General features: G+C 59.9%; 24 protein-coding genes. 11 read left to right on the top strand and 13 right to left on the bottom strand.

The genetic code is table 11. The annotated features are described in order from the left end of the window. Positions 1-214: 214 nt before the first annotated feature. Positions 215-1579, top strand: a complete 1365-nt coding sequence (locus tag NWV16_RS11470) for a glutamine synthetase family protein (RefSeq protein WP_260523100.1) — start codon at positions 215-217, stop codon at positions 1577-1579. Positions 1580-1665: 86 nt separating this feature from the next. Then, positions 1666-2949: an NAD(P)/FAD-dependent oxidoreductase gene (locus NWV16_RS11465; protein ID WP_260523099.1), complete on the top strand. Its 1284-nt coding sequence runs from the start codon at positions 1666-1668 to the stop codon at positions 2947-2949. Between the two features lie 162 nt (positions 2950-3111). On the opposite strand, the gene NWV16_RS11460 is transcribed toward NWV16_RS11465, so the two are convergent. Both NWV16_RS11460 and NWV16_RS11455 read right to left on the bottom strand, forming a co-directional pair. Then, positions 3112-3897, bottom strand: a complete 786-nt coding sequence (locus tag NWV16_RS11460; RefSeq protein ID WP_260523098.1) for a DeoR/GlpR family DNA-binding transcription regulator — start codon at positions 3895-3897, stop codon at positions 3112-3114. 248 nt (positions 3898-4145) lie between these two features. Further along, complete coding sequence (locus NWV16_RS11455) at positions 4146-5039, bottom strand: LysR family transcriptional regulator (RefSeq protein WP_260523097.1); 894 nt, start codon at positions 5037-5039, stop codon at positions 4146-4148. Between the two features lie 84 nt (positions 5040-5123). On the opposite strand from NWV16_RS11455, the gene NWV16_RS11450 reads away from it, so the two are divergent. Then, the gene (locus NWV16_RS11450; RefSeq protein WP_260523096.1) at positions 5124-5900 is read left to right on the top strand and encodes an NAD(P)H-dependent oxidoreductase; all 777 of its coding nucleotides are present in this window, start codon (positions 5124-5126) and stop codon (positions 5898-5900) included. A 361-nt stretch (positions 5901-6261) separates the two neighbouring features. Here NWV16_RS11450 and NWV16_RS11445 read toward each other — a convergent pair whose 3' ends face one another. From NWV16_RS11445 to NWV16_RS11430, 4 genes are read right to left on the bottom strand one after another with little or no spacing between them, the layout of a single operon-like run. Then, the gene (locus tag NWV16_RS11445; RefSeq protein ID WP_260523095.1) at positions 6262-7281 is read right to left on the bottom strand and encodes an AbrB family transcriptional regulator; all 1020 of its coding nucleotides are present in this window, start codon (positions 7279-7281) and stop codon (positions 6262-6264) included. 47 nt (positions 7282-7328) lie between these two features. Then, a complete protein-coding gene (locus NWV16_RS11440; RefSeq protein WP_260523094.1) occupies positions 7329-7976 on the bottom strand; it encodes a hypothetical protein in 648 nt (215 codons plus the stop codon). A 35-nt stretch (positions 7977-8011) separates the two neighbouring features. Beyond that, the gene (locus NWV16_RS11435; RefSeq protein ID WP_260523093.1) at positions 8012-8434 is read right to left on the bottom strand and encodes an HD domain-containing protein; all 423 of its coding nucleotides are present in this window, start codon (positions 8432-8434) and stop codon (positions 8012-8014) included. 15 nt (positions 8435-8449) lie between these two features. Beyond that, positions 8450-8839: a hypothetical protein gene (locus NWV16_RS11430; RefSeq protein WP_260523092.1), complete on the bottom strand. Its 390-nt coding sequence runs from the start codon at positions 8837-8839 to the stop codon at positions 8450-8452. Positions 8840-8947: 108 nt separating this feature from the next. On the opposite strand from NWV16_RS11430, the gene NWV16_RS11425 reads away from it, so the two are divergent. Both NWV16_RS11425 and NWV16_RS11420 read left to right on the top strand, forming a co-directional pair. Next, the gene (locus tag NWV16_RS11425; protein ID WP_260523091.1) at positions 8948-9739 is read left to right on the top strand and encodes a hypothetical protein; all 792 of its coding nucleotides are present in this window, start codon (positions 8948-8950) and stop codon (positions 9737-9739) included. A gap of 127 nt (positions 9740-9866) precedes the next feature. Continuing rightward, entirely contained in the window at positions 9867-10298 is a 432-nt protein-coding gene (locus NWV16_RS11420; RefSeq protein WP_260523090.1) for a hypothetical protein, read from the top strand. A gap of 68 nt (positions 10299-10366) precedes the next feature. Here the strand turns inward: NWV16_RS11420 and NWV16_RS11415 are convergent, their stop codons facing one another. The 5 genes from NWV16_RS11415 to NWV16_RS11395 form a co-directional block, all read right to left on the bottom strand. Then, a complete protein-coding gene (locus NWV16_RS11415; protein ID WP_260523089.1) occupies positions 10367-10780 on the bottom strand; it encodes a hypothetical protein in 414 nt (137 codons plus the stop codon). A 269-nt stretch (positions 10781-11049) separates the two neighbouring features. After that, complete coding sequence (locus NWV16_RS11410; protein ID WP_065260337.1) at positions 11050-11598, bottom strand: cupin domain-containing protein; 549 nt, start codon at positions 11596-11598, stop codon at positions 11050-11052. A 359-nt stretch (positions 11599-11957) separates the two neighbouring features. Further along, positions 11958-13241: an NAD(P)/FAD-dependent oxidoreductase gene (locus NWV16_RS11405; RefSeq protein ID WP_260523088.1), complete on the bottom strand. Its 1284-nt coding sequence runs from the start codon at positions 13239-13241 to the stop codon at positions 11958-11960. Positions 13242-13293: 52 nt separating this feature from the next. Next, the gene (locus tag NWV16_RS11400) at positions 13294-14784 is read right to left on the bottom strand and encodes an aldehyde dehydrogenase (RefSeq protein ID WP_260523087.1); all 1491 of its coding nucleotides are present in this window, start codon (positions 14782-14784) and stop codon (positions 13294-13296) included. Positions 14785-14966: 182 nt separating this feature from the next. Next, on the bottom strand, positions 14967-16343 hold the full coding sequence (locus NWV16_RS11395; RefSeq protein ID WP_065260340.1) for a glutamine synthetase family protein: 1377 nt from the start codon (positions 16341-16343) through the stop codon (positions 14967-14969). Positions 16344-16625: 282 nt separating this feature from the next. Between NWV16_RS11395 and NWV16_RS11390 the strand changes: the two genes are divergently transcribed. The 5 genes from NWV16_RS11390 to NWV16_RS11370 all read left to right on the top strand — a co-directional run bounded on the left by NWV16_RS11390 (position 16626) and on the right by NWV16_RS11370 (position 21721). After that, positions 16626-17387, top strand: a complete 762-nt coding sequence (locus NWV16_RS11390; protein ID WP_260523086.1) for a gamma-glutamyl-gamma-aminobutyrate hydrolase family protein — start codon at positions 16626-16628, stop codon at positions 17385-17387. 219 nt (positions 17388-17606) lie between these two features. Further along, on the top strand, positions 17607-18749 hold the full coding sequence (locus NWV16_RS11385; RefSeq protein WP_085686388.1) for an ABC transporter ATP-binding protein: 1143 nt from the start codon (positions 17607-17609) through the stop codon (positions 18747-18749). Positions 18750-18778: 29 nt separating this feature from the next. After that, positions 18779-19660: an ABC transporter permease subunit gene (locus NWV16_RS11380; RefSeq protein WP_170929740.1), complete on the top strand. Its 882-nt coding sequence runs from the start codon at positions 18779-18781 to the stop codon at positions 19658-19660. Beyond that, positions 19657-20532 (top strand): ABC transporter permease subunit, encoded by an 876-nt coding sequence (locus NWV16_RS11375; protein ID WP_065260344.1) that lies wholly within the window; start codon positions 19657-19659, stop codon positions 20530-20532. The genes NWV16_RS11380 and NWV16_RS11375 overlap by 4 nt, the downstream gene beginning before the upstream one ends. A gap of 91 nt (positions 20533-20623) precedes the next feature. Beyond that, the gene (locus tag NWV16_RS11370) at positions 20624-21721 is read left to right on the top strand and encodes a polyamine ABC transporter substrate-binding protein (RefSeq protein ID WP_260523085.1); all 1098 of its coding nucleotides are present in this window, start codon (positions 20624-20626) and stop codon (positions 21719-21721) included. Between the two features lie 253 nt (positions 21722-21974). On the opposite strand, the gene thpR is transcribed toward NWV16_RS11370, so the two are convergent. Further along, entirely contained in the window at positions 21975-22514 is a 540-nt protein-coding gene (gene thpR / locus NWV16_RS11365; RefSeq protein WP_260523084.1) for an RNA 2',3'-cyclic phosphodiesterase, read from the bottom strand. Between the two features lie 107 nt (positions 22515-22621). Here thpR and NWV16_RS11360 point away from each other — a divergent pair, with 107 nt between their 5' ends. Continuing rightward, the gene (locus tag NWV16_RS11360; RefSeq protein ID WP_065260347.1) at positions 22622-22816 is read left to right on the top strand and encodes a hypothetical protein; all 195 of its coding nucleotides are present in this window, start codon (positions 22622-22624) and stop codon (positions 22814-22816) included. Between the two features lie 15 nt (positions 22817-22831). On the opposite strand, the gene NWV16_RS11355 is transcribed toward NWV16_RS11360, so the two are convergent. Then, positions 22832-23185: a DUF1428 domain-containing protein gene (locus tag NWV16_RS11355; protein WP_260523083.1), complete on the bottom strand. Its 354-nt coding sequence runs from the start codon at positions 23183-23185 to the stop codon at positions 22832-22834. Between the last annotated feature and the right edge of the window lie 18 nt (positions 23186-23203).

Genomic DNA, 23203 nt, shown 5'->3' with positions numbered 1-23203 from the left:
ATCCGCTGATCCTGCGGCGAGGGAGCTTGCTCCCGCCGGGACACGCAGTGTCCCCGGAACAGAAATGACTGCTGCGCAGTCCAGCGGGAGCAAGCTCCCTCGCCACACGCCTGAATTCTTTTTCGATATCCCTGCCAGGACGCCCGCGCCTTTTGCTGAGCTGCGTCCGGCCCGAATCTGCGCGCCTGTGCGGCGCCATCGTGAGTGATTGATCATGAAATTCGCAGCCATTGAAGACGCCCGTCGCTTTCTCGAACAGAACCCCGACATCGACATGATCGAGCTGTTCATCCTCGACGCCAACGGCGTGCCACGCGGCAAGCTGTTGCACCGCGAAGAACTGCTCGCCGTGTACGAAAGCGGCCGCCCGCTGCCGAGCACCATCCTCGGTCTGACCGTGCACGGCGAAGACGTGGAGAACTCCGGTCTGGTGTGGGATGTCGGCGACATCGACTGCCGCGCCTACCCGCTGGAGGGCAGTCTGGTGCGCCTGCCGTGGCGGCAGATTCCCACCGCTGCGGTGCAGGTCAGCATGCACCCGGAACAAGGCCTGCCGGCGAGCATCGCCGACCCGCGTCACCTGCTGATCAAAGTCATCGACGCCCTCAAGGCCGAGGGTTTTCACCCGGTAATGGCCTGTGAGCTGGAGTTCTATCTGCTCGACGCCAAACGCGATCACAATGGCCGCCCGCAACCGGCGCTGGATGCCGACGGTGGTCGACCGAGGCATACCCAGGTCTACGGTTTGCGTGAGCTGGAGCAGATCGAGCCTTTCCTCGCCGACCTCTACAGCGCCTGCAAACTGCACGGCATTCCGGCCCGTACCGCGATCTCGGAATACGCGCCGGGCCAGGTGGAAATCACCCTCGAACACGGCGATGCGCTGGAGGCGATGGATCAGGCCGTGCGCTACAAACGGCTGGTCAAAGCCGTAGCGCACAAGCACGGGATGCAGGCGACGTTCATGGCCAAGCCCTTCGATGATCTGGCAGGCACCGGCATGCACATGCACGTCAGCCTCGCCGATGCACAGGGGCGCAATCTGTTTGCCTCCGAAGACCCGGCGGGCACGCCGCTGTTGCGCACGGCGATTGGCGGGATGCTCGCGTCGTTGCTCGATTCGCTGCTGCTGTTCTGCCCCAACGCCAACTCCTACCGTCGCTTCCAGGCCAACAGCTACGCGCCGCTGGCACCGACCTGGGGCGTCGACAACCGCACCGTCAGCCTGCGCGTACCCGGCGGCCCGGCCAACACCCGGCACATCGAGCACCGCATCTGTGGCGCCGATGCCAACCCGTATCTGGCGGCAGCGGCGATCCTGGCGGGCATTCATCGCGGGATAAAAGAAGACATCGACCCGGGCGAACCGGTGCAAGGCAACGGTTATGCGCAGGCGAAGGAGTTGCTGCCGACCGACTGGCTGACCTCGCTCACGGCGCTGGAAAACTCGGCGTGGGCACGGGAGGCGCTGGGACAGGAATTTCTCGGGGTGTATCTGGCGGTGAAGCGTGCGGAATACCGGCAGTTCATGGCCGAAGTGGGTGAGCAGGACTGGCGCTGGTATCTGACCGAAGCCTGATGATCAGACACTGAACCTGTGGGAGCTGGCTTGCCAGCTCCCACAAGGATTGCACTCTGCCTCCCGAATTTTTTGTGGACACTGACATGACTGAACGCAGCAATTCCTATTACACCGCCACCCTCAACCGCGACACCGACTACCCGACCCTGCAAGGCCGGCACAAGGTCGATGTGGTAATCATCGGCGGCGGCTTCACCGGGGTCGCCACCGCCGTCGAACTGGCGGAAAAAGGCTTGAAAGTCGCCATCGTCGAAAGCCACAAAATCGGCTGGGGCGCCACCGGGCGCAATGGCGGTCAAGTCACCGGCAGCCTGTCCGGCGACGGCGCGATGCGCAAGCAGATGCGCAACACCTTGGGCGATGAGGTCGACGATTTCATCTGGCACCTGCGCTGGCGAGGCCACGAAATCATCCAGCAACGGGTCGAGAAATACGGCATCGATTGCGACCTCAAGCACGGTCATTTGCATGCGGCGTACAAGCCGAGCCACATGGACGGCTTGCGCAGTGATTACGACGAAGCCGTGCGTCGCGGCATGGGTGATGAGGTCAGTCTGCTCGACCGCAGCCAGGTGCGTGACCTGCTGCAAAGCGACCTCTATCACGGCGCAATCAAGAACACCCGCAACATGCACCTGCACCCGCTCAACCTGTGCATCGGTGAAGCGCGGGCGGCGGAAAGCCTTGGCGCGCTGATCTTCGAAAACAGCGAAGTGTTGGAGATCATCCACGGCGATAGCCCGGGCGTTCGCACGGCCCATGGCCGGATCGACGCCAATCAGGTGCTGCTCGCCGGCGATGTCTATCACAGACTCGAACCGGGCCAGCTCAAGGGCAAGATCTTCCCGGCCATGGGCGGCATTGTCACCACCGAGCCGCTGGGGGCGCTGGCCCGGCAGATCAACCCCGAAGACCTGGCCGTTTACGACTGCCGCTTCGTCCTCGACTACTACCGCCTCACCGCCGACGGTCGCCTGCTGTTCGGCGGCGGCGCCAACTACAGCGGCAAGGACTCACGGGACATCGCCGGCGAACTGCGACCGTGCATCGAACAGACCTTCCCGGCGCTCAAAGGGGTGAAGATCGACTATCAGTGGAGCTGCGCGATGGGCATCGTTATCAACCGCATCCCGCAACTGGGCAAGCTCTCGGACAACGTCTGGTATTGCCAGGGCTACTCCGGCCACGGCATCGCCACGACCCACATCATGGGCGAAATCATGAGCCGGGCGATCACCGGTCAGATGCAGCAGTTCGACACGTTTGCCGCGTGCTCGCACATTCGAGTGCCGATGGGGGATCTGCTGGGGAATCCGATGCTGGCGGCGGGGATGTGGTACTACCAGATGCTGGAAAAATTGCGCTGATTGATCTTTTGACTGCATACCGGCTTATGCATTGAGTCGACTGGCCTCATCGCTGGCAAGCCAGCTCCCACAAAGTCCGTGGTGTACGCAATATCCATGTACATTCCCGAACCTGTGGGAGCTGGCTTGCCAGCGACAGGGGCATCAGCATCACCACAAATTTCAGTCGGGCAACTGCTCCACCTCAATCCCCAACCGCCGATAATCCTCTGCATTGCCCGACGCCAGATGCCGCTCGGTGATCAACGTCTGCACCCGGCTGCACGGCGCCACCACAAACGGCTCCACCGCCCCCAGCTTGTCCGCCGTGGTCACGGCAATCACCTGCGCCGCACTGTCGAACAACGCCTGTTTCACCGGCACTTCATCGAAATACAGCGAACTCAGCCCCACCTCCGGATGAATCGCGCACACCCCGGTAAACAATATGTCAGCCTTGATGCTTTGCAGCAGTCGCACGGTTTCGTGGCCACTGACCGACATCGTCGCCAGATTCAGTTGCCCGCCCGCCAGAATCACCTTGATCCCCTTGTATTCGGCCAGGGTGATCGCTGTCATCGGTGACGTGGTCACGGCGGTGATCGAAATATCGGAAGGCAACGAACGGGCGATCTGCAACGTGGTGGTGCCGGAATCGAACAGCACGATCTGCCCGTCCTTCACCCTTGCGGCCGCGAGCTGCGCAAGGCTGGTTTTCACCTCGTCGGTCTCACTGACCCGCGTGAAGTAATCCTTGCCGGTGTCCTTCGGCCGCGGCAGCGCCCCGCCGTGCACTCGTTGCACCAGACCGGCATTGTCCAGTTCCGCCAGATCCCGGCGAATGGTGTCTTCGGACACCGAAAAATGCTGGCTCAACTCGGAGGCCATGACCTTGCCGTCTCGTTCGAGGATCAGCAGGATTTTCTGCCGACGCAGGGAGGGCAGCTCGGATGCGGAATGATCGTGCATGGTTTTGCCTGTTTGTGCTTGTAGTTGCAGGTTTGGCGAGCCTAACCAAAGCCTTTGCCAAACACAAACCGGCCGGTATCAATTGTTTCGATCTTTGAAATCATGAAGCCGAATTTTTTCTTTGCTTTCAGCCTGTTCACAATGGCACCACTTCAACAAGGCTCAGGATGAACAGCTCATGAATCTCAATTTTGCGTTTGCTTGCATGATCGTCGTGTCGTTCGCGATTGCCCTGGGGCATGCATGATTCACACGGACGCCGCCAGATGCTCGCGAAACCACTTGTGAGCCGGATCACGATGCGAGCGCTCGGCCCAGAGCATCGCCATCTCGTAACCCGGCACCGCCAGCGGCGGTTCAACCACCTGCAACGCTAAACGGTCGCGCACCAGCCGCGACGGCAGCATCGCCACCAGATCGGTACTCGCCAGCACTGACATCAGCAACAGAAAGTGCGGCACCGACAGCACAACTTTCCTGCTCAGCCCCGCCTCCGCCAACGCCTTGTCCGTCACCCCGAAAAAACCTCCGCCCTCCGGCGACACCAGCACATGCTCAAGCTCGCAAAATTGCTCGCGCGTCGGCTTGCATTGCAGTTTCGGATGCCCTGCGCGCCCCGCCAGCACGTAGCGCTCGGTAAACAACGCCCGTCGATGCAGCTCCAATGGCGCATCTTCGCTGGTGTGCAGAGCCAGATCGATCACGCCCTGCTCCGCCTGCTTCACCAGATGTTGCGGCGACAGGTCGAGCACCGCCAGGCGCGAGCCCGGCGCCTGGGTGCGTAATCCGACCAGCGCCGACAGGATTACGGTCGATTCGCCGTAGTCCGATGCCGCAACTTTCCAGGTATTCGTTGCCTGTGCCGGGTCGAACGCACTGGCCGGCGCCACCGCCCGCTCCAGCGCTTCCAGTGCCTCGCGCAACGGCTCGCGCAATTCATCGGCCCGTGCTGTCGGGCGCATGCCCCGTGGGCCGGGCAGCAGCAGCGGATCGCCAAAGATGTCGCGTAACTTGGCCAGATGCACACTGACCGACGGCTGCGACAGGTTCAGCCGCTGCGCGGCGCGGGTGACGTTGTGCTCCGACAGCAGCACGTCGAGGGTCAGCAGCAGGTTGATATCCAGGCGACGTAAATTATTCATGGCTATACCAGATATATCAGACATTCATTTCCAATATACCTGCCGGATACCGATCCTGCTGTCACTCAGCAACGGAGTTTCACCATGAATGTGCTACTGGTCTACGCCCACCCCGAACCGCAATCGCTAAACGGCGCGTTGAAAGACTTCACCGTCCAGCGTCTGGAAGCCGCCGGCCACAGCGTGCAGGTTTCCGACCTCTACGCGATGAACTGGAAAGCCAGCCTCGACGCCGACGACAGCCCCGGTCGCGACAGCAGTCGGCCATTCGATGCCTCCCTCGACTCGAAACTCGCGTTCGAACAAGGCCGGCAAGCCACTGACATCGCCTCCGAACAGGCAAAACTGCTGTGGGCAGACACGTTGATACTGCAATTTCCGCTCTGGTGGTTTTCCATGCCGGCGATCCTCAAGGGCTGGGTCGAGCGCGTGTACGCCTACGGATTTGCCTACGGCGTCGGCGAACATTCTGACGCCCGCTGGGGTGATCGTTATGGCGAAGGGACGTTGAAAGGCAAACGGGCGATGTTGATGGTCACGGCCGGCGGCTGGGAATCGCACTACAGTCAGCGCGGGATCAACGGGCCGATCGATGATCTGTTGTTCCCGATTCATCACGGGATTCTCTACTACCCCGGATTCGAAGTGCTGCCGCCGTTTGTGGTGTATCGCACGGGGAAAATGGATGAGGCGCGGTTTGCCCGGACGTGTGAAGAACTGGGGTTGAGACTGGATGAGTTGTGGAGTGCCCGGCCGATAGGGTTTCGACGGCAAAATGGCGGGGATTATGAGATTCCGGCGCTGACGTTGAAGGACGGGATTGCGCCGGGACTCGAGGGATTCGCAACGCACATCATCTAGTGTTGCTCGACCTGCTTTCGCTGGGCTGCACAGCAGCCCAGATTTAGTAGCAGGGCGCCGCCGATCAATCAGACTCGGGGGCGAAAAACCTGATATCAAACTCCCCGCCCCGCTCGTTCAACAAAATGATCCGAGCGCAATTCCAGCATCTGAGAAGCATGTCGGACTCCGCAAACAGCTTGTCGACGAGCTGATGGGCGGTCATTTGATTTCCATCCGGCAGATCTAGCGCATCCTCTGAAGCCACCAGAGATACACCCGTCCCGCAAAACCAGTTTTTGTGAACCAGTTCATCACATTTGCACCGAACCCATGACCCCATGACCTACCTCAAGACACCAATAAGTGAACGACGCACAGATCAAACTTCCTCCCGCGCTCTACGCACCTGCACCAGCAACGCTGGCGCAAAGTGCAGCAGCACCATCCGCACCAGATGGTGAGTCAGGATAAACACCACGTTCAACCCGCCACCGAACGCCACGATGGCAATGGTCTCGATCGCCCCCGGCATGTAGGCCAGCCACAGCGACAACGCATCACTGCCCAGCAATCGCGCCGCCACTTCGGCGAACCCCGCCGCGACCAGAATCATCAAACCCACCGAGACGAGTGCCGCTCGCCCATGCCGTGCCAGCTCCGCGAGACCGAGGCCCTGGAAACGTGAGCCGATGCGTGCCCCGAGAATCACGGTCGCCAGATCGAGGCTCCAGTCCGGCATGTGAAAGCCGTGCAGCCATCCCGATTTCAGGAACACGGCGGTCAGGATAATCGCCGTCAACATGAACGGCGCCGGCACGCCTATGGCCAGCAGCAAACGCCCGACGATCACGCTCAACAGGATCAGCCCGAATACGGTCAACGCCATGCCAGTGGACAACGGATCGACCTCGGCCACCGCGACCGTTGCCTGACCGGGAATCAGCAGACTCACCAGCACCGTGATCAGCAGCAAACGCATCAGGTGCACGATGATGACCTTGCTCGACGCTTGATGCGATTCCAGCAAATCGAACACCGCCGCGAGCGCCCCGGGGTACACCGCCAGCAACGCATCCGTGCGGTTCCATCCGGCTCCGCGCGTCAGCCACCAGGCCGACAACATCACTTGCAGCGCAAGGCACAGCAGCAACACGCCGAGGCTTGGCAGCATTGTCGAGACGGTCGCACTGTCCCAGGCTTCGAACATCAGCCCGGTGGCGATGCCCAGGGTGACCTGGATGTAACCCAAGCCATAAGGCGTCCTGGGCGCGAAGCCGAATCGAGTGGCCGTAAGCGCGGTGACGAGGATCGAGCCCAACAGCAAACCGTGGGGCACGCCCTGGAACTGCAACGCCGCACCGAATCCGGCGGCGATCAGCAGGCATAGAATGGATTTCATGGGGACTCCATCCACTGGATGACGTTCAGGACTTTTGAACCGGAAGTTCATGAAGAACTTTTACCGGGCGCGATCGACGTTTTTTTCAGCTCTTGCCCGAAAAGAATTCTTGGCGTGTGCTGTTCCTGCGATTTGACCAGTTTCTCGCTTCTGAGAATTTTCAGGCAGTCGATCAAGGAACTGACGCCGAAAAAACCCGCGACAGGAATAGTGACCCCCGTCCAGAACGCGAACCTCGGTTCCAGCCCCATCGGCTGGATCAACAGCAGCGGCGCCATCGCCACGACAAACCACACGACATACATCGTGCCGTACCAGCCCTTCCTCCAGACTCTGGAAAAGACACTTTTGTATTTGGGTCGAAAATCAATTCTGTGTCGCCGCACATCGAGCTCGACATACTGTCTCGAAAGCACATAAGCCTTGAGGCTCTTGGCCGGATCGACGAGGGAAATCAGGTAGGCGACGTCCGCAGGATTGATCGCGGAAGTACCTGCGATAGCAAAATAACCACGCTCGACAACCAGAGGATGCTGGCCGGGATTGTGTTCCATGTCCTTGAGCACTTCCCTGGCCACCCGATACTCCTCGATCAGTCGGCTCTTGCCCATGAACAACAACTCCCGAATGACCTTCGTCGCCGCTGCGACTATTCCCATGGCCGTTAGTAATTGAACGATTGTTGTGAACTCCATCCGTGGTGCTTCTCCGTTTACTTTCGTTGCAATGACTATGCGCGCAACCGTCCGATCGCCCGCCGATACTTTTCGATCCGCTCCAGATCCTCCCAACTTGGCGAGGCGATCCGCGACAGGTCGCTGTTCTCTTCCAGATCCGCCAGTTTCACCACCCGCCCGATCGGGTTCTGCGCCGCACGCTCGACAAAGTCCTCGTAGGATTCGCCGGGCACTTTGGTCACCGACTCGATGGCTGACAGAACTTCTTCGCTGAAACCTTCCTTGCGCAAATCCTCCAGGCTGATGCCGCAATCTTCGACCACATCGTGCAGCACCGCGACGATGCGTTCTTCCAGGCTGCTCATGCGCAGCATGACTTTCAGCGGATGCAAAATGTACGGCGCACCACCCTTGTCCACCTGCCCCGCGTGGGCCGTGGCGGCAATGGCGATGGCGCGTTCCAGAGTCTGAGTCATGGGCGTTTCCTCGGGTCAGACGCCGTACCGGCCGCCAATATAGAAATGACGCTTGAACCAGCGGCCGATCGCCTGCAAACGCCCGGTTGGCTGCGCAGGATCTGCATAGCGCTGAAGAATCAGCGAAACCAGCTCCTCCTGCCTTTTGCCCGGGTGCGCATCCAGCAACTCGGCCACCCAGGCGCAATTGGCCTTCTTCAAATGCTCACGCCATTCACCGGGCCAGCCATCCAGCTCCTCCAGCGCCAGCCACCGCGCACCACCCTGCTCGCCATGCCCACCGCCAATCGATTGCTCGAAACAGAACGGCGTCGCCGGTCGAGACAGGTCGATGCTGAAGATATAGATGTCATGGTTTTTGTGCTGCGGCGTGGGGGCGTTGTTGCGGCTGCCGATCTGGATCATGCGCGGTTCCGTCCGTGGGAGAGGCGTTACAACTTGTTTCGCAGTCTACGACGTGGTGTGGATGGGGGGAACCTTTGGTGATGAACTGGGGGTTGGCAAACGAAAGGTATGAGCGGATTGAGCCGAAGCTTATCTTTCAGAAAACCACAGGAGACGGGCATCATAGACGCCGAAATCGACGTGATAGCTGACTGCGCCGGATCGGGACGAGTCATAGCGAATTGGCAGACTGGAGACTTGGACGCATCGCTGTCTGAATATTTCAAGAACGAGCACGGTATGAGTTTTATCGAAAAGATCAAGGCGTTAATGAAGTCAGCGCGTGAGCAAAAACAAATAGTTGGTTACAGTGAAAGTGAGTTGAGAAGTCAATTTTCTCGTCCTTTGGCCGTTGCCGATTTCTCCAGTCACCCACCCGTTCGTTCATTGGAAAGCGCTGATATCTGCGCATTCTTTTCGCAATTCCTTATCGAACCCAAAGACTTAGTTGAATTTGAATCACTCGTTGAATTCAACTTCAGAAAAAACACTGAAAGAACCTTCAATGACCTTCCAGTATTTGAATACGAAAGTGCACTGAACGGAGACCGACTGATATTCTTCGCCTCCACCAGAGAATTCAACTCCGTCACGATTCGTTTGATAACGAACAGCCTTGACTTTCTAACGATGCTTAATCGCAAAAAATTTGCGGTTCCCCCGCCATGGTTTGCTTTTGAAGGTTACGAGCCTTCCTGGTGGGGCGGGAGCATGCAAGGTGCTCAAGAGTATTACGACAACAACTACTTCTTCAGCTTTTTCACTCAATTAAGCGCCATTGAAAAGCAATCTTATTATTCGAGATTTAACGCAACTGATGATTGGATCGAAAGATTAGAGTTAATGTACGACACCGAGTGAGTTGAACATGAGCGTCTTCGCGTAACTCTCATCGGAATAGTTGATGGAACCTTCCGAGACGATTCAATCTCGAAACCATAAGCGCCCCCACTCACGATCAAATACGGCGCCATGGGAGAGTTCCACGATGAACATCCGACTGTTGCTCCTGATCGCCACTTTCGGCGTCATTCCCACGTGCGTCATGGCCGAGGGCTGCGACGTCAGGACCCGCTCCTCCAGTCCCTCGGTGCCCGCCGTGGAGACGCACAGCTGCTACGAATACGAAGGCATGCCGGTCAACGCGATCGACTGGTCATGCAGCAACGAAAGCAAGGACATGCTCAACAGCAGCAAAAACAGGGTCAAACACTGCGCCGATCACTATCAGGCGTCGTGTATCGCCACCCTCACACAGGAATCCCTGGCCAACCCGCACTCCACCAGCAAGGACAAAAACGCCAAAGCCCTGAACATCCCGGACAGCGCGCAAGTGACCACGTATTACTACGACATGGAGCATCTGGCGCAGGCGCGGATTGATTGTGAGAACGGGGGTGGGCATTGGAAGGCGAAATAACGGCGATTATGCGCCCATGAAAAAGGGACACCGACGGGTGTCCCTTTTGCTCTGAATTGCGCGTGGATTCAGCGTTTCATGGCTTCACACTGGTTGCGCAAGTCATGATCGCCAATGGACGAACAACTGCTGCCCTTCTTTGCCTCACAAAAGGCACGCTGGTCGTGATCGCCGATGCTCGAACAGGAACTGCCTTTCTCCGCTTCGCAGGCTGCACGCATGTCGTGATCACCGATGGAGACGCAACTGCTGCCCTTTCTGGCTTCGCAATAAGCGCGCTGGTCATGATCACCAATGCTTGAGCAGGAACTGCCTTTCTCCGCTTCACAGGCTGAACGCATGTCATGGTCGCCGATGGAAGAACAACTGCTGCCTTCCTGCGTGGCCTCACAATAACTGCGCTTGTCGTGATCACTGATGCTGGAACAACTGGCGCAAACGTAACCGCTGAACAGCAACAACATCGCAAGAATCAGTTTCATCTCACACTTCCTTGGGCTTGCCGGGAAACAGCCTGGCACTGGGTGACTCGTTCAAAATGGGCGTCGCGACACGCCATCAAATTGACATCGGTTTTGGGGAAAGTTCCGAGACGAGTGAAGTACCGGGTTTCGCGATCTGAAAGCCTTGTACCCGTGGCGAGGGAGCTTGCTCCCGCTGGACTGCGAAGCAGGCCTGCATATGAAAAAGAGAAACCGCATCTCTGCGGTTTCTCCTGGGCATCGCATTTTGCGTTGACGAATTATCCGAATCAAAAATTCGCCGGCGTATTCGCACTGATAATCTCCGCCTCATCCGCCCCGATATTGCGGAACTTGTGCGGCAGCGTCGTCGGGAAGTAATACCCGTCCCCGGCACTCAACACGCTCACCTGGCCGTCCACCGTCAACTCGACCGTGCCACGGGTCACCAGTCCGCACTCCTCACCCTCGGTGTGAACAATCGGCTCTTCCCCGGAACTCGCGCCCGGTGCGTATTGCTCGCGCAGCAGGCGCATCTGGCGGCTGGGCACCGAGGCGCCGATGAGCAGCAGGCGCAGGCCGTGGCGGCCGAGGTCGGGTTGTTCGTTGGCGCGGAAGACGTATTGGTGTTCGCGCGGCGGCTGGTCGAAGGTGAAGAAGTCGGCCAGGGACATCGGGATGCCTTCGAGCAGCTTTTTCAGGGAGCTGACGGAAGGACTGACACGATTCTGTTCGATCAGGGAGATGGTGGCATTGGTCACGCCGCTACGCCGGGCCAGCTCGCGCTGGGAGAGTTTGTAGCTTTCGCGTACTAGTTTGAGTCGAGAACCCGTATCCATGACAGCCTTATGTGAGAACGACTTAAGGGTAATGGGGGTGGGTGGCGGGTGCCGCGCAAGGCGCGCGGATCACGTTGCTCCCGTGTCCCGGAACCGTGAAAGGCGGCTATTAAATCACGTTTATCGGTGTTGCTCAGCAGGTTCGATGGACGGTGGGTGAAAAGAGCCTGCTGCTGGTAATTGCGGGTCAGGCACAAGACCTGTGGGAGCGAGCTTGCTCGCGATTGGGCGGCACATCCAACATCCCTTTTGCTGATAGACCGCTTTCGCGAGCAAGCTCGCTCCCACAGGGTTTGTGGTGTTGCTTGCCAAGTAAAAAACCGGCGGCGCCTGTGCGGGGCCACCGCCGGCGAGGTTAATCAGATGCCGAAACGGTCACGCAGCGAGTAGTACACGGCGCCGAGGGCGGTCAGCGGCGCGGAGAACGTGCGGCCACCGATCATCGGCATGTGCGGAAGCGAGGCGAAAGCATCGAAGCGTTCGGCGTCGCCGCGGATCATTTCCGAGATCAGTTTGCCGGCCAGGTGCGAACAGGTGACGCCGTGGCCGCTGTAGCCTTGCATGTAGTAGGCGTTTTTCTCGATACGGCCGAATTGCGGCATGCGCGACATGGTCAGCAGGAAGTTGCCGGTCCAGCGGTAGTCGATTTTCACGTCCTTGAGCTGCGGGAAGGTCTTGAGCATTTTCGGGCGGATCAGGGTTTCGATGTCGTCCGGTTCACGGGCGCCATACACCACACCGCCGCCGTAGAGCAGGCGGTTGTCGGCGGTCAGGCGGTAGTAGTCGAGCAGGTAGTTGCAATCTTCGACGCAGTAGTTATTGGTGATCAGGCTCCGGGCCTGCTTTTCGGTCAGCGGTTCGGTGACGCAGATCTGCGAGCCGCACGGCATGCTCTTGGCGGTCACGCGGTTATCGAGGCCTTGCGGCAGGTAGGCATTGCCGGCGATCAGCAGGTACTTGGCGCGGACCTGGCCTTTGGCGGTGCGCACGACGTTAGGCTCGCCGTACTTGATTTCCACCGCAGCGGATTGCTCGTAGATCTTGCCACCCAGGCGCACGATGGCCGCGGCCTCACCGAGGGCCAGGTTCAGCGGGTGAACGTGGCCGCCCTGCATGTCCAGCAGACCGCCGACATAGGCGTCGGAACCGACTTCGCGACGGATGTCCGCCGCGTCGAGCAGCTTCAGATTACGGTTGCCGTACCGCTCCCAGTTGCGTTTCTGCTCGGCCAGACCATTGAGCTGTTTCTTGTTCATCGCGGCGAAGATACCGCCCGGGCGGTAGTCGCACTTGATGTCGTATTCCTTGATGCGCGAACGGATGATGTCGGCGCCTTCGAAGATCATGCTGCCGAGGATTTCGGCGGTCTTGTCGCCGTAGCGCTCTTCGATCACGTCGACGTCGCGGCTGTAGGAGTTGACCAGTTGACCGCCATTGCGGCCGCTGGCGCCGTAGCCGACTTTTGCCGCTTCCAGCACCGTCACTTTATAGCCGGCTTCGCTCAGGAACAGCGCTGAGGACAGGCCGGTGTAGCCGGCGCCGATGATGCAGACGTCGCACTCCACCGACTCTTCGAGGATCGGGAAATCGATCACTTCGTTGCGGGTGGCGGCGTAGTAGCTGTTCACGTGTTGTTGTTTCATTTTTTTATTCTCCGAAGGCCGCCGGTTGCAGGCGGCCACCGTTGTAAAAGAGTCAGAGCTTGATCCAGGTCGCTTTCAGCTCGGTGTACTTGTCGAACGCATGCAGCGATTTGTCGCGCCCGTTGCCCGACTGCTTGAAGCCACCGAACGGTGCGGTCATGTCGCCGCCGTCGTACTGGTTGACCCACACGCTGCCGGCGCGCAGGCCACGGGCGAAGGTGTGGGCCTTGCTCAGGTTGCTGGTCCAGACCCCGGCGGCGAGGCCGAAGATACTGTCGTTGGCGATCTGCAGCGCTTCCTCGACGGTGTCGAAGGTGATCAGCGACAGTACCGGGCCGAAGATTTCTTCCTTGGCGATAGTCATGGCATTGGTCACGCCGTCGAAAATCGTCGGCTCGACGTAGGTGCCACCGGTCTCTTCGAGGGCGCGTCGGCCACCGGCGATCAGTTCAGCGCCCTGCTCCCGGCCGAGGCTGATGTAGCGCAGCACGTTGTCCAGTTGACGCTGATCGACCACGGCGCCGACATTGGTCGCCGGATCGAGGGCGTGCCCCGGTTTCCAAGCTTGCAGTGCTTCCACCAGCAGCGGGATGAATTGCTCGCGGATCGAGCGCTCCACCAGCAGGCGCGAGCCGGCGGTGCAGACTTCACCCTGGTTGAATGCAATGGCGCCAGCCGCCGCTTGTGCTGCCGCACGCAAGTCCGGTGCGTCGGCGAACACCACGTTCGGGCTCTTGCCCCCGGCTTCGAGCCAGACGCGTTTCATGTTGCTTTGGCCGGCATAAATCATCAGTTGCTTGGCAATCGCCGTGGATCCGGTGAAGGCCAGCACGTCGACGTCCATGTGCAGCGCCAACGCCTTGCCGACGGTATGACCGAAGCCTGGCAGAACGTTGAACACGCCTTTCGGAATGCCGGCATCCAGCGCCAGTTGCGCGATGCGGATCGCGGTCAACGGGGATTTTTCCGAAGGCTTGAGGATGAACGAGTTGCCTGCCGCCAGCGCCGGGGCGAATTTCCAGCTGGCCATGATCAGCGGGAAGTTCCACGGCACGATGGCCGCGACCACGCCGGACGGCTCGCGGGTCACCAGACCGAGCTGGTCGTGCGGGGTGGCGGCGACTTCGTCGTAGATCTTGTCGATGGCCTCGGCGCTCCAGCGGATCGCGTTGGCGGTCGCCGGGATGTCGATGCTCATCGAGTCACTGATCGGTTTGCCCATGTCGAGGGTTTCGAGCAGCGCCAGTTCTTCCTGGTGTTGCAGGATCAGGTCGGCAAAGCGGATCAGGATGCGCTTGCGCTCGGCCGGGGCCTTGCTGGCCCACACGCCGGAATTGAAGGATTGGCGCGCGACTTCGACGGCGAGGTTGGCATCGGCTTCATCGGTGCTGGCCACGGAGGCCAGGAAACGGCCGTCGACGGGGCTCAGGCACTCGAAGGTGGCGCCGCTGATGGCCGGGCGGTATTCGCCGTTGATGAAGGCGCGGGATTCAATGGTCAGGGACTGGAAGCGTTGTTCCCAATCGTTGCGGGTCATGGTCATGGGGGGGGTGACTCACACAGGAAAATTAGTGACCGATATCCCTGTGGGGGCGACGGTGCGACGATTCGACTTGCTCGCGAATACGATGGGTCAGTCACCTTCAATGTTGAAGGTGATGGCCTCTTCGCGGGCAAGCCCGCTCCCACAGGGTTTTGCGGTGTTGGCTAGGTCGTGCTTGAACGTCAGACGGTATGCAGATACCAGTTGTACTCAAGGTCGGAGATCGAATTTTCGAACTCCGCCAGCTCGCTTTCCTTGCACGCGACGAAGACGTCGATGTACATCGGGTCGATGTATTTCGCCATGACTTCGCTGTCGTCCAGCACACGCAGGGCGTCGCGCAGGTTGTTCGGCAGGCTCTGCTCGTTCTGCTCGTAAGAATTGCCTTCGGTCGGGGCCGGCGGCTCGATCTTGTTGGTCAGGCCGTGATGCACGCCCGCCAGCACCGATGCCATCAGCAGGTACGGGTTGGCGTCGGCACCGGCCACGCGGTGCTCGATGCGCACGGCATCCGGCGAACCGGTCGGTACGCGCACGGCCACGGTGCGGTTGTCGATGCCCCAGCTCGGCGAGTTCGGCACATAGAACTGCGCGCCGAAACGGCGGTAGGAGTTGACGTTGGGGCACAGGAAAGCCATTTGCGCCGGCAGGGTCTCCAGCACGCCGCCGATCGCGTGACGCAGCGCGACGTTCTGCTCGGGATCCTCGCTGGCGAAGATGTTGTTGCCTTCCTTGTCCAGAATCGAAATGTGTACGTGCAGACCGTTGCCCGCCTGACCCGGATACGGCTTGGCCATGAAGGTGGTGTCCATCTCGTGGTCGTAGGCGATGTTTTTCACCAGACGCTTGAGCAGGATCGCGTATTCGCAGGCCTTGATCGGGTCGGATACGTGGTGCAGGTTGACTTCGAACTGCGCCGGGGCGCTTTCCTTGACGATGGCGTCAGCCGGAATGCCCTGCTCTTTCGCGCCTTCGAGGATGTCCTGCAGACAGTCGACGTATTCGTCGAGGTCATCGATCAGGTAGACCTGGGTCGACACCGGACGCTTGCCCGACACCGGTGAACGCGGCGATTGCGGACGGCCGTTCACGTTGTCCTGGTCGATCAGGTAGAACTCGAGTTCGAACGCGGCGCAGATGGTCAGGCCCAGTTCGTCGAATTTGCGCACCACGTTGGCCAGCACTTCACGCGGGTCGGCGAAGAACGGCTCGCCTTCCAGTTCGTGCATGGTCATCAGCAGTTGAGCGGTCGGGCGCTTCTGCCAGGGTTCGATGCTCAGGGTGCCGGGGATCGGGTAGCAGATGCGGTCGGCGTCGCCGATGTCCAGGCCCAGGCCGGTGCTTTCCACCGTGGAGCCGTTGATGTCGAGGGCAAAGAGCGAGGCCGGCAGGTTGATGCCTTTCTCGTAAACCTTGTGAAGACTGGTGCGTTCGATGCGCTTGCCGCGCACCACACCGTTCATGTCTGCAATCAGAAGGTCGACGTACAAAACCTCAGGATGTTTCTTAAGGAATGCGTTTGCTTCGTTGAGTTGAACGGCACGCAGAGGGACCGACATGATGCACCTATTTAGCTGTTAATTATTATGTTCACTGCTGTTTCGCGGAGCCAGTCAACCCGAACGGCAAAGTGAAGTCAATAGCGAACACAAGGCCGTTCAGTGTTTATTTTTCAGGCTTTTTTTAACACTCTCGTGCCAAAGCAGGCGCCAGAGCCCCGGCCTTGATGACGATTTGATGAACGGCGTTTAGAATTTTTTACATGGGAGTTGTTAATTAAAATCAACGAGGCTAAGCTCCGGAAAAGCTCGTTCAAGTGTCAAACTTCGAGGTGAATAAAAATGGCATTCAAGCCATTGATCGGCGTTACTGCGTGCGTCAAACAGATTGGCCTGCACCCCTATCACATCAGCGGCGACAAGTACGTTCGCGCTGTCAGCGTTGCGGCGCTGGGGTTGCCTGTCGTCATTCCTTCCCTTGGCAAACTGACTGAAATCGACGACCTGCTGGGTCAGCTCGACGGACTGTTGCTGACCGGCTCGCCGTCCAATGTGGAGCCTTTCCACTATCAGGGCCCGGCCAGCGCTCCCGGTACGGATCACGATCCGGCGCGGGATGCCACTACCCTTCCTCTATTGCGTGCAGCCATCGCGGCGGGCGTTCCGGTACTCGGCATTTGCCGGGGTTTCCAGGAAATGAACGTGGCGTTCGGCGGCAGCCTGCACCAGAAGGTGCATGAACTGCCGGGCATGCTCGATCACCGCGAGGCCGACAGCCCGGATGTCGCCGTGCAATACGCCCCGGCCCACGCTGTGTCGGTACTTCCGGGCGGCGTGTTCGAAGCGCTGGAGCTGCCGAGCGAATTCCAGGTCAACTCGATTCACAGTCAGGGCATCGACCGCCTCGCTCCCGGCCTGCGCGCCGAAGCCGTGGCGCCGGACGGCCTGATCGAAGCGGTCTCGGTGGAGCACAGCCCGACCTTCGCCCTCGGCGTGCAATGGCACCCGGAATGGCAGGTGCTGGACAACCCGAACTACCTGCGGATCTTCCAGGCGTTCGGCGAGGCCTGCCGCCAGCGTGCGGCGCGACGCAACCTGCGCTGACACCACCCAACGATTGCAAAACCATTTACTGCCCCCGCGGGGTCGGCGGCTGCGCGCTTGCGCATCCGTCATCCGTGAAAACAACAAACCGTAATAACAACAAGTACTACCCAGGCAGCCAGGACGGCGGCGCCGAACAACCCGCACGGTGCGGGTCTGCAATCCACTCTTAAGCCAGGCCACGTTGGCCCGGCGACTGAAACCTGTTGGGAGTTTCACATGGCAAACGCCTCCAGCACTTACAGGAAGGCTCTTGAAGGTCATCAGCAACCGAAAAAGGTTCTGGTGAAAGTCGATCGAGTCACCAAGAAGTTCGACGAAACCACTGCGGTGGACGATGTGTCCCTGGAGATCCATCAGGGCGAGATCTTCGCCCTGCTCGGCGGCTCCGGCTCGGGCAAATCGACCCTGCTGCGCATGCTCGCCGGTTTCGAACGGCCGACTGAAGGACGCATTCTGCTCGACGGTGTCGACATCACCGACATGCCGCCGTACGAGCGGCCAATCAACATGATGTTCCAGTCCTACGCCCTGTTCCCGCACATGACGGTGGCGCAGAACATCGCCTTCGGCCTCAAGCAGGACCGTTTGCCGGCCAGCGAAATCGATGCCCGCGTCGAAGAGATGCTGCGCCTCGTCCACATGACCCAATACGCCAAGCGCCGCCCGCATCAACTGTCCGGTGGTCAGCGTCAGCGCGTGGCCCTCGCCCGCTCCCTGGCCAAGCGTCCGAAGCTGTTGCTGCTCGACGAACCGATGGGCGCGCTGGATAAAAAGCTGCGTTCGCAGATGCAGCTTGAGCTGGTGGAGATCATCGAGCGCGTCGGCGTGACCTGCGTGATGGTGACCCACGATCAGGAAGAGGCCATGACCATGGCCGAGCGTATCGCGATCATGCACCTGGGCTGGATCGCTCAGGTCGGCAGCCCGGTCGACATTTACGAGGCGCCGGTCAACCGCATGGTCTGCGAATTCATCGGCAACGTGAACGCCTTCGACGGCACCGTGGTCGAGGACCTCGAAGGTCATGCGATCATTCACAGCCCGGACCTGCAGCAAAAGATCTACGTCGGTCATGGTGTCAGCACCTCGGTGCAGGACAAATCCATCACCTACGCGATCCGCCCGGAAAAAATGCTCGTCAGCACGATCAAGCCGGAGACCCGCTACAACTGGTCCGAAGGCAAGGTGCATGACATCGCCTACCTCGGCGGCCACTCGGTGTTCTACGTCGAATTGCCGAGCGGCAAGATCGTCCAGTCGTTCATGGCCAACGCCGAACGGCGTGGCGCGCGTCCAACCTGGGACGACAAGGTCTACGTCTGGTGGGAAGACGACAGCGGCGTGGTACTGCGCTCATGAGAACCTTCAATCAGCAATGCCTGCGTCTGGTGCCCAGCGGGCGAAAGTTCGTCATCGGCATCCCGTTCATCTGGCTGTTCCTGTTCTTCATGCTGCCGTTCTTCCTGGTGATGAAGATCAGTTTCTCGGAAGCCGCGCTGTCGATCCCGCCGTACTCGGAGATCTACACCTACGCTGAACAGAAATTCCAGCTGCTGCTGAACATCGGCAACTACACCATGCTCGGCGAAGACGAGCTGTATCTGTCGGCGTACCTCGGTTCGCTGAAGGTCGCGGCGCTGAGCACGATGATGTGCCTGGTGATCGGTTTCCCGATGGCTTACGCGATTACCAAGGCCAGCAAGGAAGCGCAAAACGTCCTGCTGCTGTTGATCATGATGCCGACCTGGACCGCGATCCTGATCCGCGTTTACGCGTGGATGGGCATCCTCAGCAACAACGGTCTGCTCAACGCGTTCCTGATGTGGACCGGGCTCACCGATCACCCGATCGAGATCCTCAACACCAACACCGCCGTGTATATCGGCGTGGTCTACGCGTATCTGCCGTTCATGGTGCTGCCGCTCTACGCCAACCTGGTGAAGCACGATGGCAGCCTGCTGGAAGCCGCGCAGGATCTGGGTTCGAGCAACTTCAACAACTTCTGGAAAATCACCGTGCCGCTGGCCAAAAACGGCATCATCGCCGGCTGCATGCTGGTGTTCATTCCGGTGGTGGGCGAGTTCGTGATTCCGGAACTGCTGGGTGGCCCGGAGACGTTGATGATCGGTCGCGTGCTGTGGCAAGAGTTCTTCAATAACCGCGACTGGCCGGTGGCGTCCGCCCTGGCGGTGGTGATGTTGCTGATCCTGATTGTGCCGATCCTGCTGTTCAACCGCAGCCAGGCCAAAGAGATGGAGGGACGGGGATGAAACGCTTCGGATTTTCAAAGTTCATGCTGATCTTCGGCCTGCTGTTCATCTATCTGCCGATGCTGATTCTGGTGATCTACTCGTTCAACGCCTCGAAACTGGTGACGGTCTGGGGCGGCTGGTCGGTGAAGTGGTACGTCGGCCTGCTCGACAACACGCAACTGATGGGTTCGGTGGTGCGTTCGCTGGAAATCGCCTGCTACACCGCTGTCGCCGCAGTGGCACTGGGCACCCTCGCCGCGTTCGTGCTGACCCGCGTCACGCGCTTCAAGGGCCGTACGCTGTTCGGCGGCCTGGTGACCGCGCCGCTGGTGATGCCTGAGGTGATCACCGGTCTGTCGCTGTTGCTGCTGTTCGTGGCCATGGCGCAACTGATCGGCTGGCCGCAGGAGCGTGGCATCGTCACGATCTGGATCGCCCACACCACGTTTTGTGCCGCTTATGTGGCGGTGGTAGTCTCCGCCCGCTTGCGTGAACTGGACCTGTCGATCGAAGAAGCGGCGATGGATCTGGGCGCGAAACCGTTCAAGGTGTTTTTCCTGATCACCATCCCGATGATCGCGCCGTCGCTGGCAGCGGGCGGCATGATGTCGTTCGCTCTGTCGCTGGACGATCTGGTGCTGGCGAGCTTCGTCTCCGGCCCCGGTTCGACGACTCTGCCGATGGAAGTGTTCTCGGCCGTGCGTCTGGGCGTGAAGCCCGAGATCAACGCCGTGGCCAGCCTGATTCTGCTGGCGGTGTCGCTGGTGACCTTCCTGGTCTGGTACTTCGGCCGCAAGGCAGAGGCCAACCGCAAGCGTGCGATTCAGGAAGCGATGGATCAGACCGCCAACGAATCGTGGCAGCAACCGCAACGCGCCGCCACTGCTTGAAGCGTTACCGCTTTTGTGGCGAGGAGCTTGCTCCTCGCCACAGCGTTCTACATGCACCAATGTTTTGAATAAAAAGAATGGAGTTGTACCGATGAAAATGTTTGGCAGGACTCTGCTGACACTGTCCTTAATGGGCGCAATCGCCACGGGCGCCCAGGCCAACGACAAGGTGCTGCGCGTTTACAACTGGTCGGACTACATCGCCCCGGACACCGTCAAGAAGTTCGAGGACGAGACCGGCATCCGCGTGACCTACGATGTGTTCGACAGCAACGAAACCCTCGAAGCGCGGTTGCTCGCGGGCAAGTCCGGCTACGACATCGTGGTGCCGTCCAACAGTTTCCTGGCCAAGCAGATCAAGGCCGGGGTCTACCAGCCCCTGGACAAATCGAAACTGCCGAACTGGAAGAATCTCAACCCGGTGCTGCTGAAAAACGCCTCCGCCAGTGATCCGGGCAACGCTCACGCATTCCCGTACATGTGGGGCTCGATCGGCATCGGCTTCAACCCGGCCAAGGTCAAGGAAGTGCTCGGCAAGAATGCGCCGACCAACTCCTGGGACCTGCTGTTCAAACCGGAGAACGCCGAGAAGCTCAAGGCTTGCGGCATCAGTTTCCTCGACTCGCCGACCGAAATGATCCCGGCGGCCCTGCACTACCTGGGCTATCCGGTGAACGACAAGGACACCGCGCACATCAAGGAAGCCGAGGCGCTGTTCATGAAGATTCGCCCGAACGTGGCGTACTTCCACTCTTCGAAATACATCTCGGACCTGGCCAACGGCAACATCTGCGTGGCGGTCGGTTATTCCGGTGACGTATTGCAGGCCAAGGCCCGCGCAGTGGAATCGGGCAACAAGGTGGTGATCGACTACAGCATTCCCAAGGAAGGTGCCGGCAGTTTCTACGACATGGTCGCCATTCCGCGCGATGCGGCGAACGTCGAGAACGCTTACCTGTTCATGGACTTCCTGATGCGGCCGGACATCATCGCCGAGATCACCAACAGCAACGGCTACAGCAACGCCAACGCGGCGGCGACGCCGCTGGTGGACGAAGCGATCCGCAACGATCCGGGCTCGTACCCGTCGCAGGACGTGATGGCCACCCTGTATGCGGTGCCGGATCAACCGATTGCCACGCAACGGATCATGACCCGGGGCTGGACTCGCGTGAAACTCGGCAAGTAAACCCGGTACAAATCCAAATGTGGGAGCGGGCTTGCTCGCGAATGCGTCGGGTCAATCGATGCATCTGTGGCTGATACACCGTTTTCGCGAGCAAGCCCGCTCCCACAGTGGATCAGTGTTACAACAGAAAGAATTGATGATTTTCCGTTCACGCAGCGCCTTACCACCGCTGCACCCTCGCTCTGAACGGCCTCACCTGGCCTCCCTCGGTTAAGGTGAATTCAGGCGCCTTCGGGCGCCTTTTTTTGTGGGCTCAGGTCAGCGGCCAATCCTGAACCATTCGATAACGGCCCTTGTGGGATTCGAACAGCGCAAAGCGTTCAGCCCGCAGGAAGAACTCCGGTGGCGTGGCGGATTCCGGCTCCGGCGCCCGATAGTCCCGGGCCAATGTCAGGTGCGGACGATATTCGCGCGTCGCCTCTTCGAACCCGAACGGCAACATCGCCTGCTCCAGTCCGTAAACCAGCCGCAACAACCCTGCCGGAGCCTGCTCCGGCGCCAGCGACAACACCCCGGCACGCCGCCACACCTGCAAGCGATCCAGCGAAATCCTCAGCACCTCACCCGGCGTACTCACTTTGGATGCCGCCTCACAGACCTCGCCAATCTGCGCCAACGGCACTGCGCCGAGAAACAGCAGCGTCAGGTGAAAATTGTCCGCCGGCACCGGTTTGCCGGTACGCAGCCCCAGCTCGCTGCGCCACTGGGCAATCGCCTTGCGTTGTGCCGGTGGGCAGTCGAGGGCGAAGAACAGCCGCTTGAAGGCTTGATCCTCGCGTATTTCGTCCATCATGGCCACGCTCCTTCGTTCGTCGAGATCTCTGGATTCTACACACCCGTTTCTGGCGACTCTCGGCCTGGGGTTTATAGTTCAACGATTGCCGTCAATTGGAGAACGCCATGCGCGAAGTCCTCAGCAAAGAACCCTGGTGGGCCCGGCCACCGAATCCCGGACAGGATGAGAAGGAACTGGAATGGGGCTGGCTGGTGCATTACAGCGAGGGAGAACCGCGTTTCGAATTTGTCCGCGAGCGGCCGACGGACGAGCAGATCCGCAATCGAAAAGGCTGCCGGATCACCCCGTCGGCGGAGTGACCCGGCAGCGCTGCATCACGACTCGAGAATGTCCTTGAAGCCGCCGAAGATCATTCGCTGCCCATCGAACGGCATCGGATTGACGTCCGGTTGCATGCGCGGATCTTCCATCATTTTGCCCATGCCGGCGTCGCGGGTGGCCTTGTCCGGCCAGACCAGCCAGCCGGCCGACACGGTTTCTCCGTCCTTGAGTTTCACGGCCATCGGGAATGAGGTGACCTTGCCGTCCGGCACGTCATCACCCCAGCCTTGAACCACCTCCAGTGCGCCGTACTCCTTGAACAGCCTGGCGGCGATTTCGCAGTGTTTTTTGTACTGTTCGCGGTTGGCATTCGGGACGGGTGCGACAAAAACATCGATGTAAGCCATGGTCGTTCTCCTGCGGGT

Origin of the sequence: Pseudomonas sp. BW7P1, from assembly GCF_024981055.1 — a bacterium.
Lineage (GTDB): Bacteria > Pseudomonadota > Gammaproteobacteria > Pseudomonadales > Pseudomonadaceae > Aquipseudomonas > Aquipseudomonas bananamidigenes.
Note: the sequence above shows the minus strand (reverse complement) of the source record. Positions and strands in the feature narration are given on the sequence as shown.

Bases quoted from the DNA above. Each gene is read 5' to 3' on its own strand.
- NWV16_RS11470 (WP_260523100.1), top strand. From the start codon at position 215: ATGAAATTCGCAGCCATTGAAGACGCCCGTCGCTTTCTCGAACAGAAC.
- NWV16_RS11465 (WP_260523099.1), top strand. From the start codon at position 1,666: ATGACTGAACGCAGCAATTCCTATTACACCGCCACCCTCAACCGCGAC.
- NWV16_RS11460 (WP_260523098.1), bottom strand. From the start codon at position 3,897: ATGCACGATCATTCCGCATCCGAGCTGCCCTCCCTGCGTCGGCAGAAA.
- NWV16_RS11455 (WP_260523097.1), bottom strand. From the start codon at position 5,039: ATGAATAATTTACGTCGCCTGGATATCAACCTGCTGCTGACCCTCGAC.
- NWV16_RS11450 (WP_260523096.1), top strand. From the start codon at position 5,124: ATGAATGTGCTACTGGTCTACGCCCACCCCGAACCGCAATCGCTAAAC.
- NWV16_RS11445 (WP_260523095.1), bottom strand. From the start codon at position 7,281: ATGAAATCCATTCTATGCCTGCTGATCGCCGCCGGATTCGGTGCGGCG.
- NWV16_RS11440 (WP_260523094.1), bottom strand. From the start codon at position 7,976: ATGGAGTTCACAACAATCGTTCAATTACTAACGGCCATGGGAATAGTC.
- NWV16_RS11435 (WP_260523093.1), bottom strand. From the start codon at position 8,434: ATGACTCAGACTCTGGAACGCGCCATCGCCATTGCCGCCACGGCCCAC.
- NWV16_RS11430 (WP_260523092.1), bottom strand. From the start codon at position 8,839: ATGATCCAGATCGGCAGCCGCAACAACGCCCCCACGCCGCAGCACAAA.
- NWV16_RS11425 (WP_260523091.1), top strand. From the start codon at position 8,948: ATGAGCGGATTGAGCCGAAGCTTATCTTTCAGAAAACCACAGGAGACG.
- NWV16_RS11420 (WP_260523090.1), top strand. From the start codon at position 9,867: ATGAACATCCGACTGTTGCTCCTGATCGCCACTTTCGGCGTCATTCCC.
- NWV16_RS11415 (WP_260523089.1), bottom strand. From the start codon at position 10,780: ATGAAACTGATTCTTGCGATGTTGTTGCTGTTCAGCGGTTACGTTTGC.
- NWV16_RS11410 (WP_065260337.1), bottom strand. From the start codon at position 11,598: ATGGATACGGGTTCTCGACTCAAACTAGTACGCGAAAGCTACAAACTC.
- NWV16_RS11405 (WP_260523088.1), bottom strand. From the start codon at position 13,241: ATGAAACAACAACACGTGAACAGCTACTACGCCGCCACCCGCAACGAA.
- NWV16_RS11400 (WP_260523087.1), bottom strand. From the start codon at position 14,784: ATGACCATGACCCGCAACGATTGGGAACAACGCTTCCAGTCCCTGACC.
- NWV16_RS11395 (WP_065260340.1), bottom strand. From the start codon at position 16,343: ATGTCGGTCCCTCTGCGTGCCGTTCAACTCAACGAAGCAAACGCATTC.
- NWV16_RS11390 (WP_260523086.1), top strand. From the start codon at position 16,626: ATGGCATTCAAGCCATTGATCGGCGTTACTGCGTGCGTCAAACAGATT.
- NWV16_RS11385 (WP_085686388.1), top strand. From the start codon at position 17,607: ATGGCAAACGCCTCCAGCACTTACAGGAAGGCTCTTGAAGGTCATCAG.
- NWV16_RS11375 (WP_065260344.1), top strand. From the start codon at position 19,657: ATGAAACGCTTCGGATTTTCAAAGTTCATGCTGATCTTCGGCCTGCTG.
- NWV16_RS11370 (WP_260523085.1), top strand. From the start codon at position 20,624: ATGAAAATGTTTGGCAGGACTCTGCTGACACTGTCCTTAATGGGCGCA.
- thpR (WP_260523084.1), bottom strand. From the start codon at position 22,514: ATGATGGACGAAATACGCGAGGATCAAGCCTTCAAGCGGCTGTTCTTC.
- NWV16_RS11360 (WP_065260347.1), top strand. From the start codon at position 22,622: ATGCGCGAAGTCCTCAGCAAAGAACCCTGGTGGGCCCGGCCACCGAAT.
- NWV16_RS11355 (WP_260523083.1), bottom strand. From the start codon at position 23,185: ATGGCTTACATCGATGTTTTTGTCGCACCCGTCCCGAATGCCAACCGC.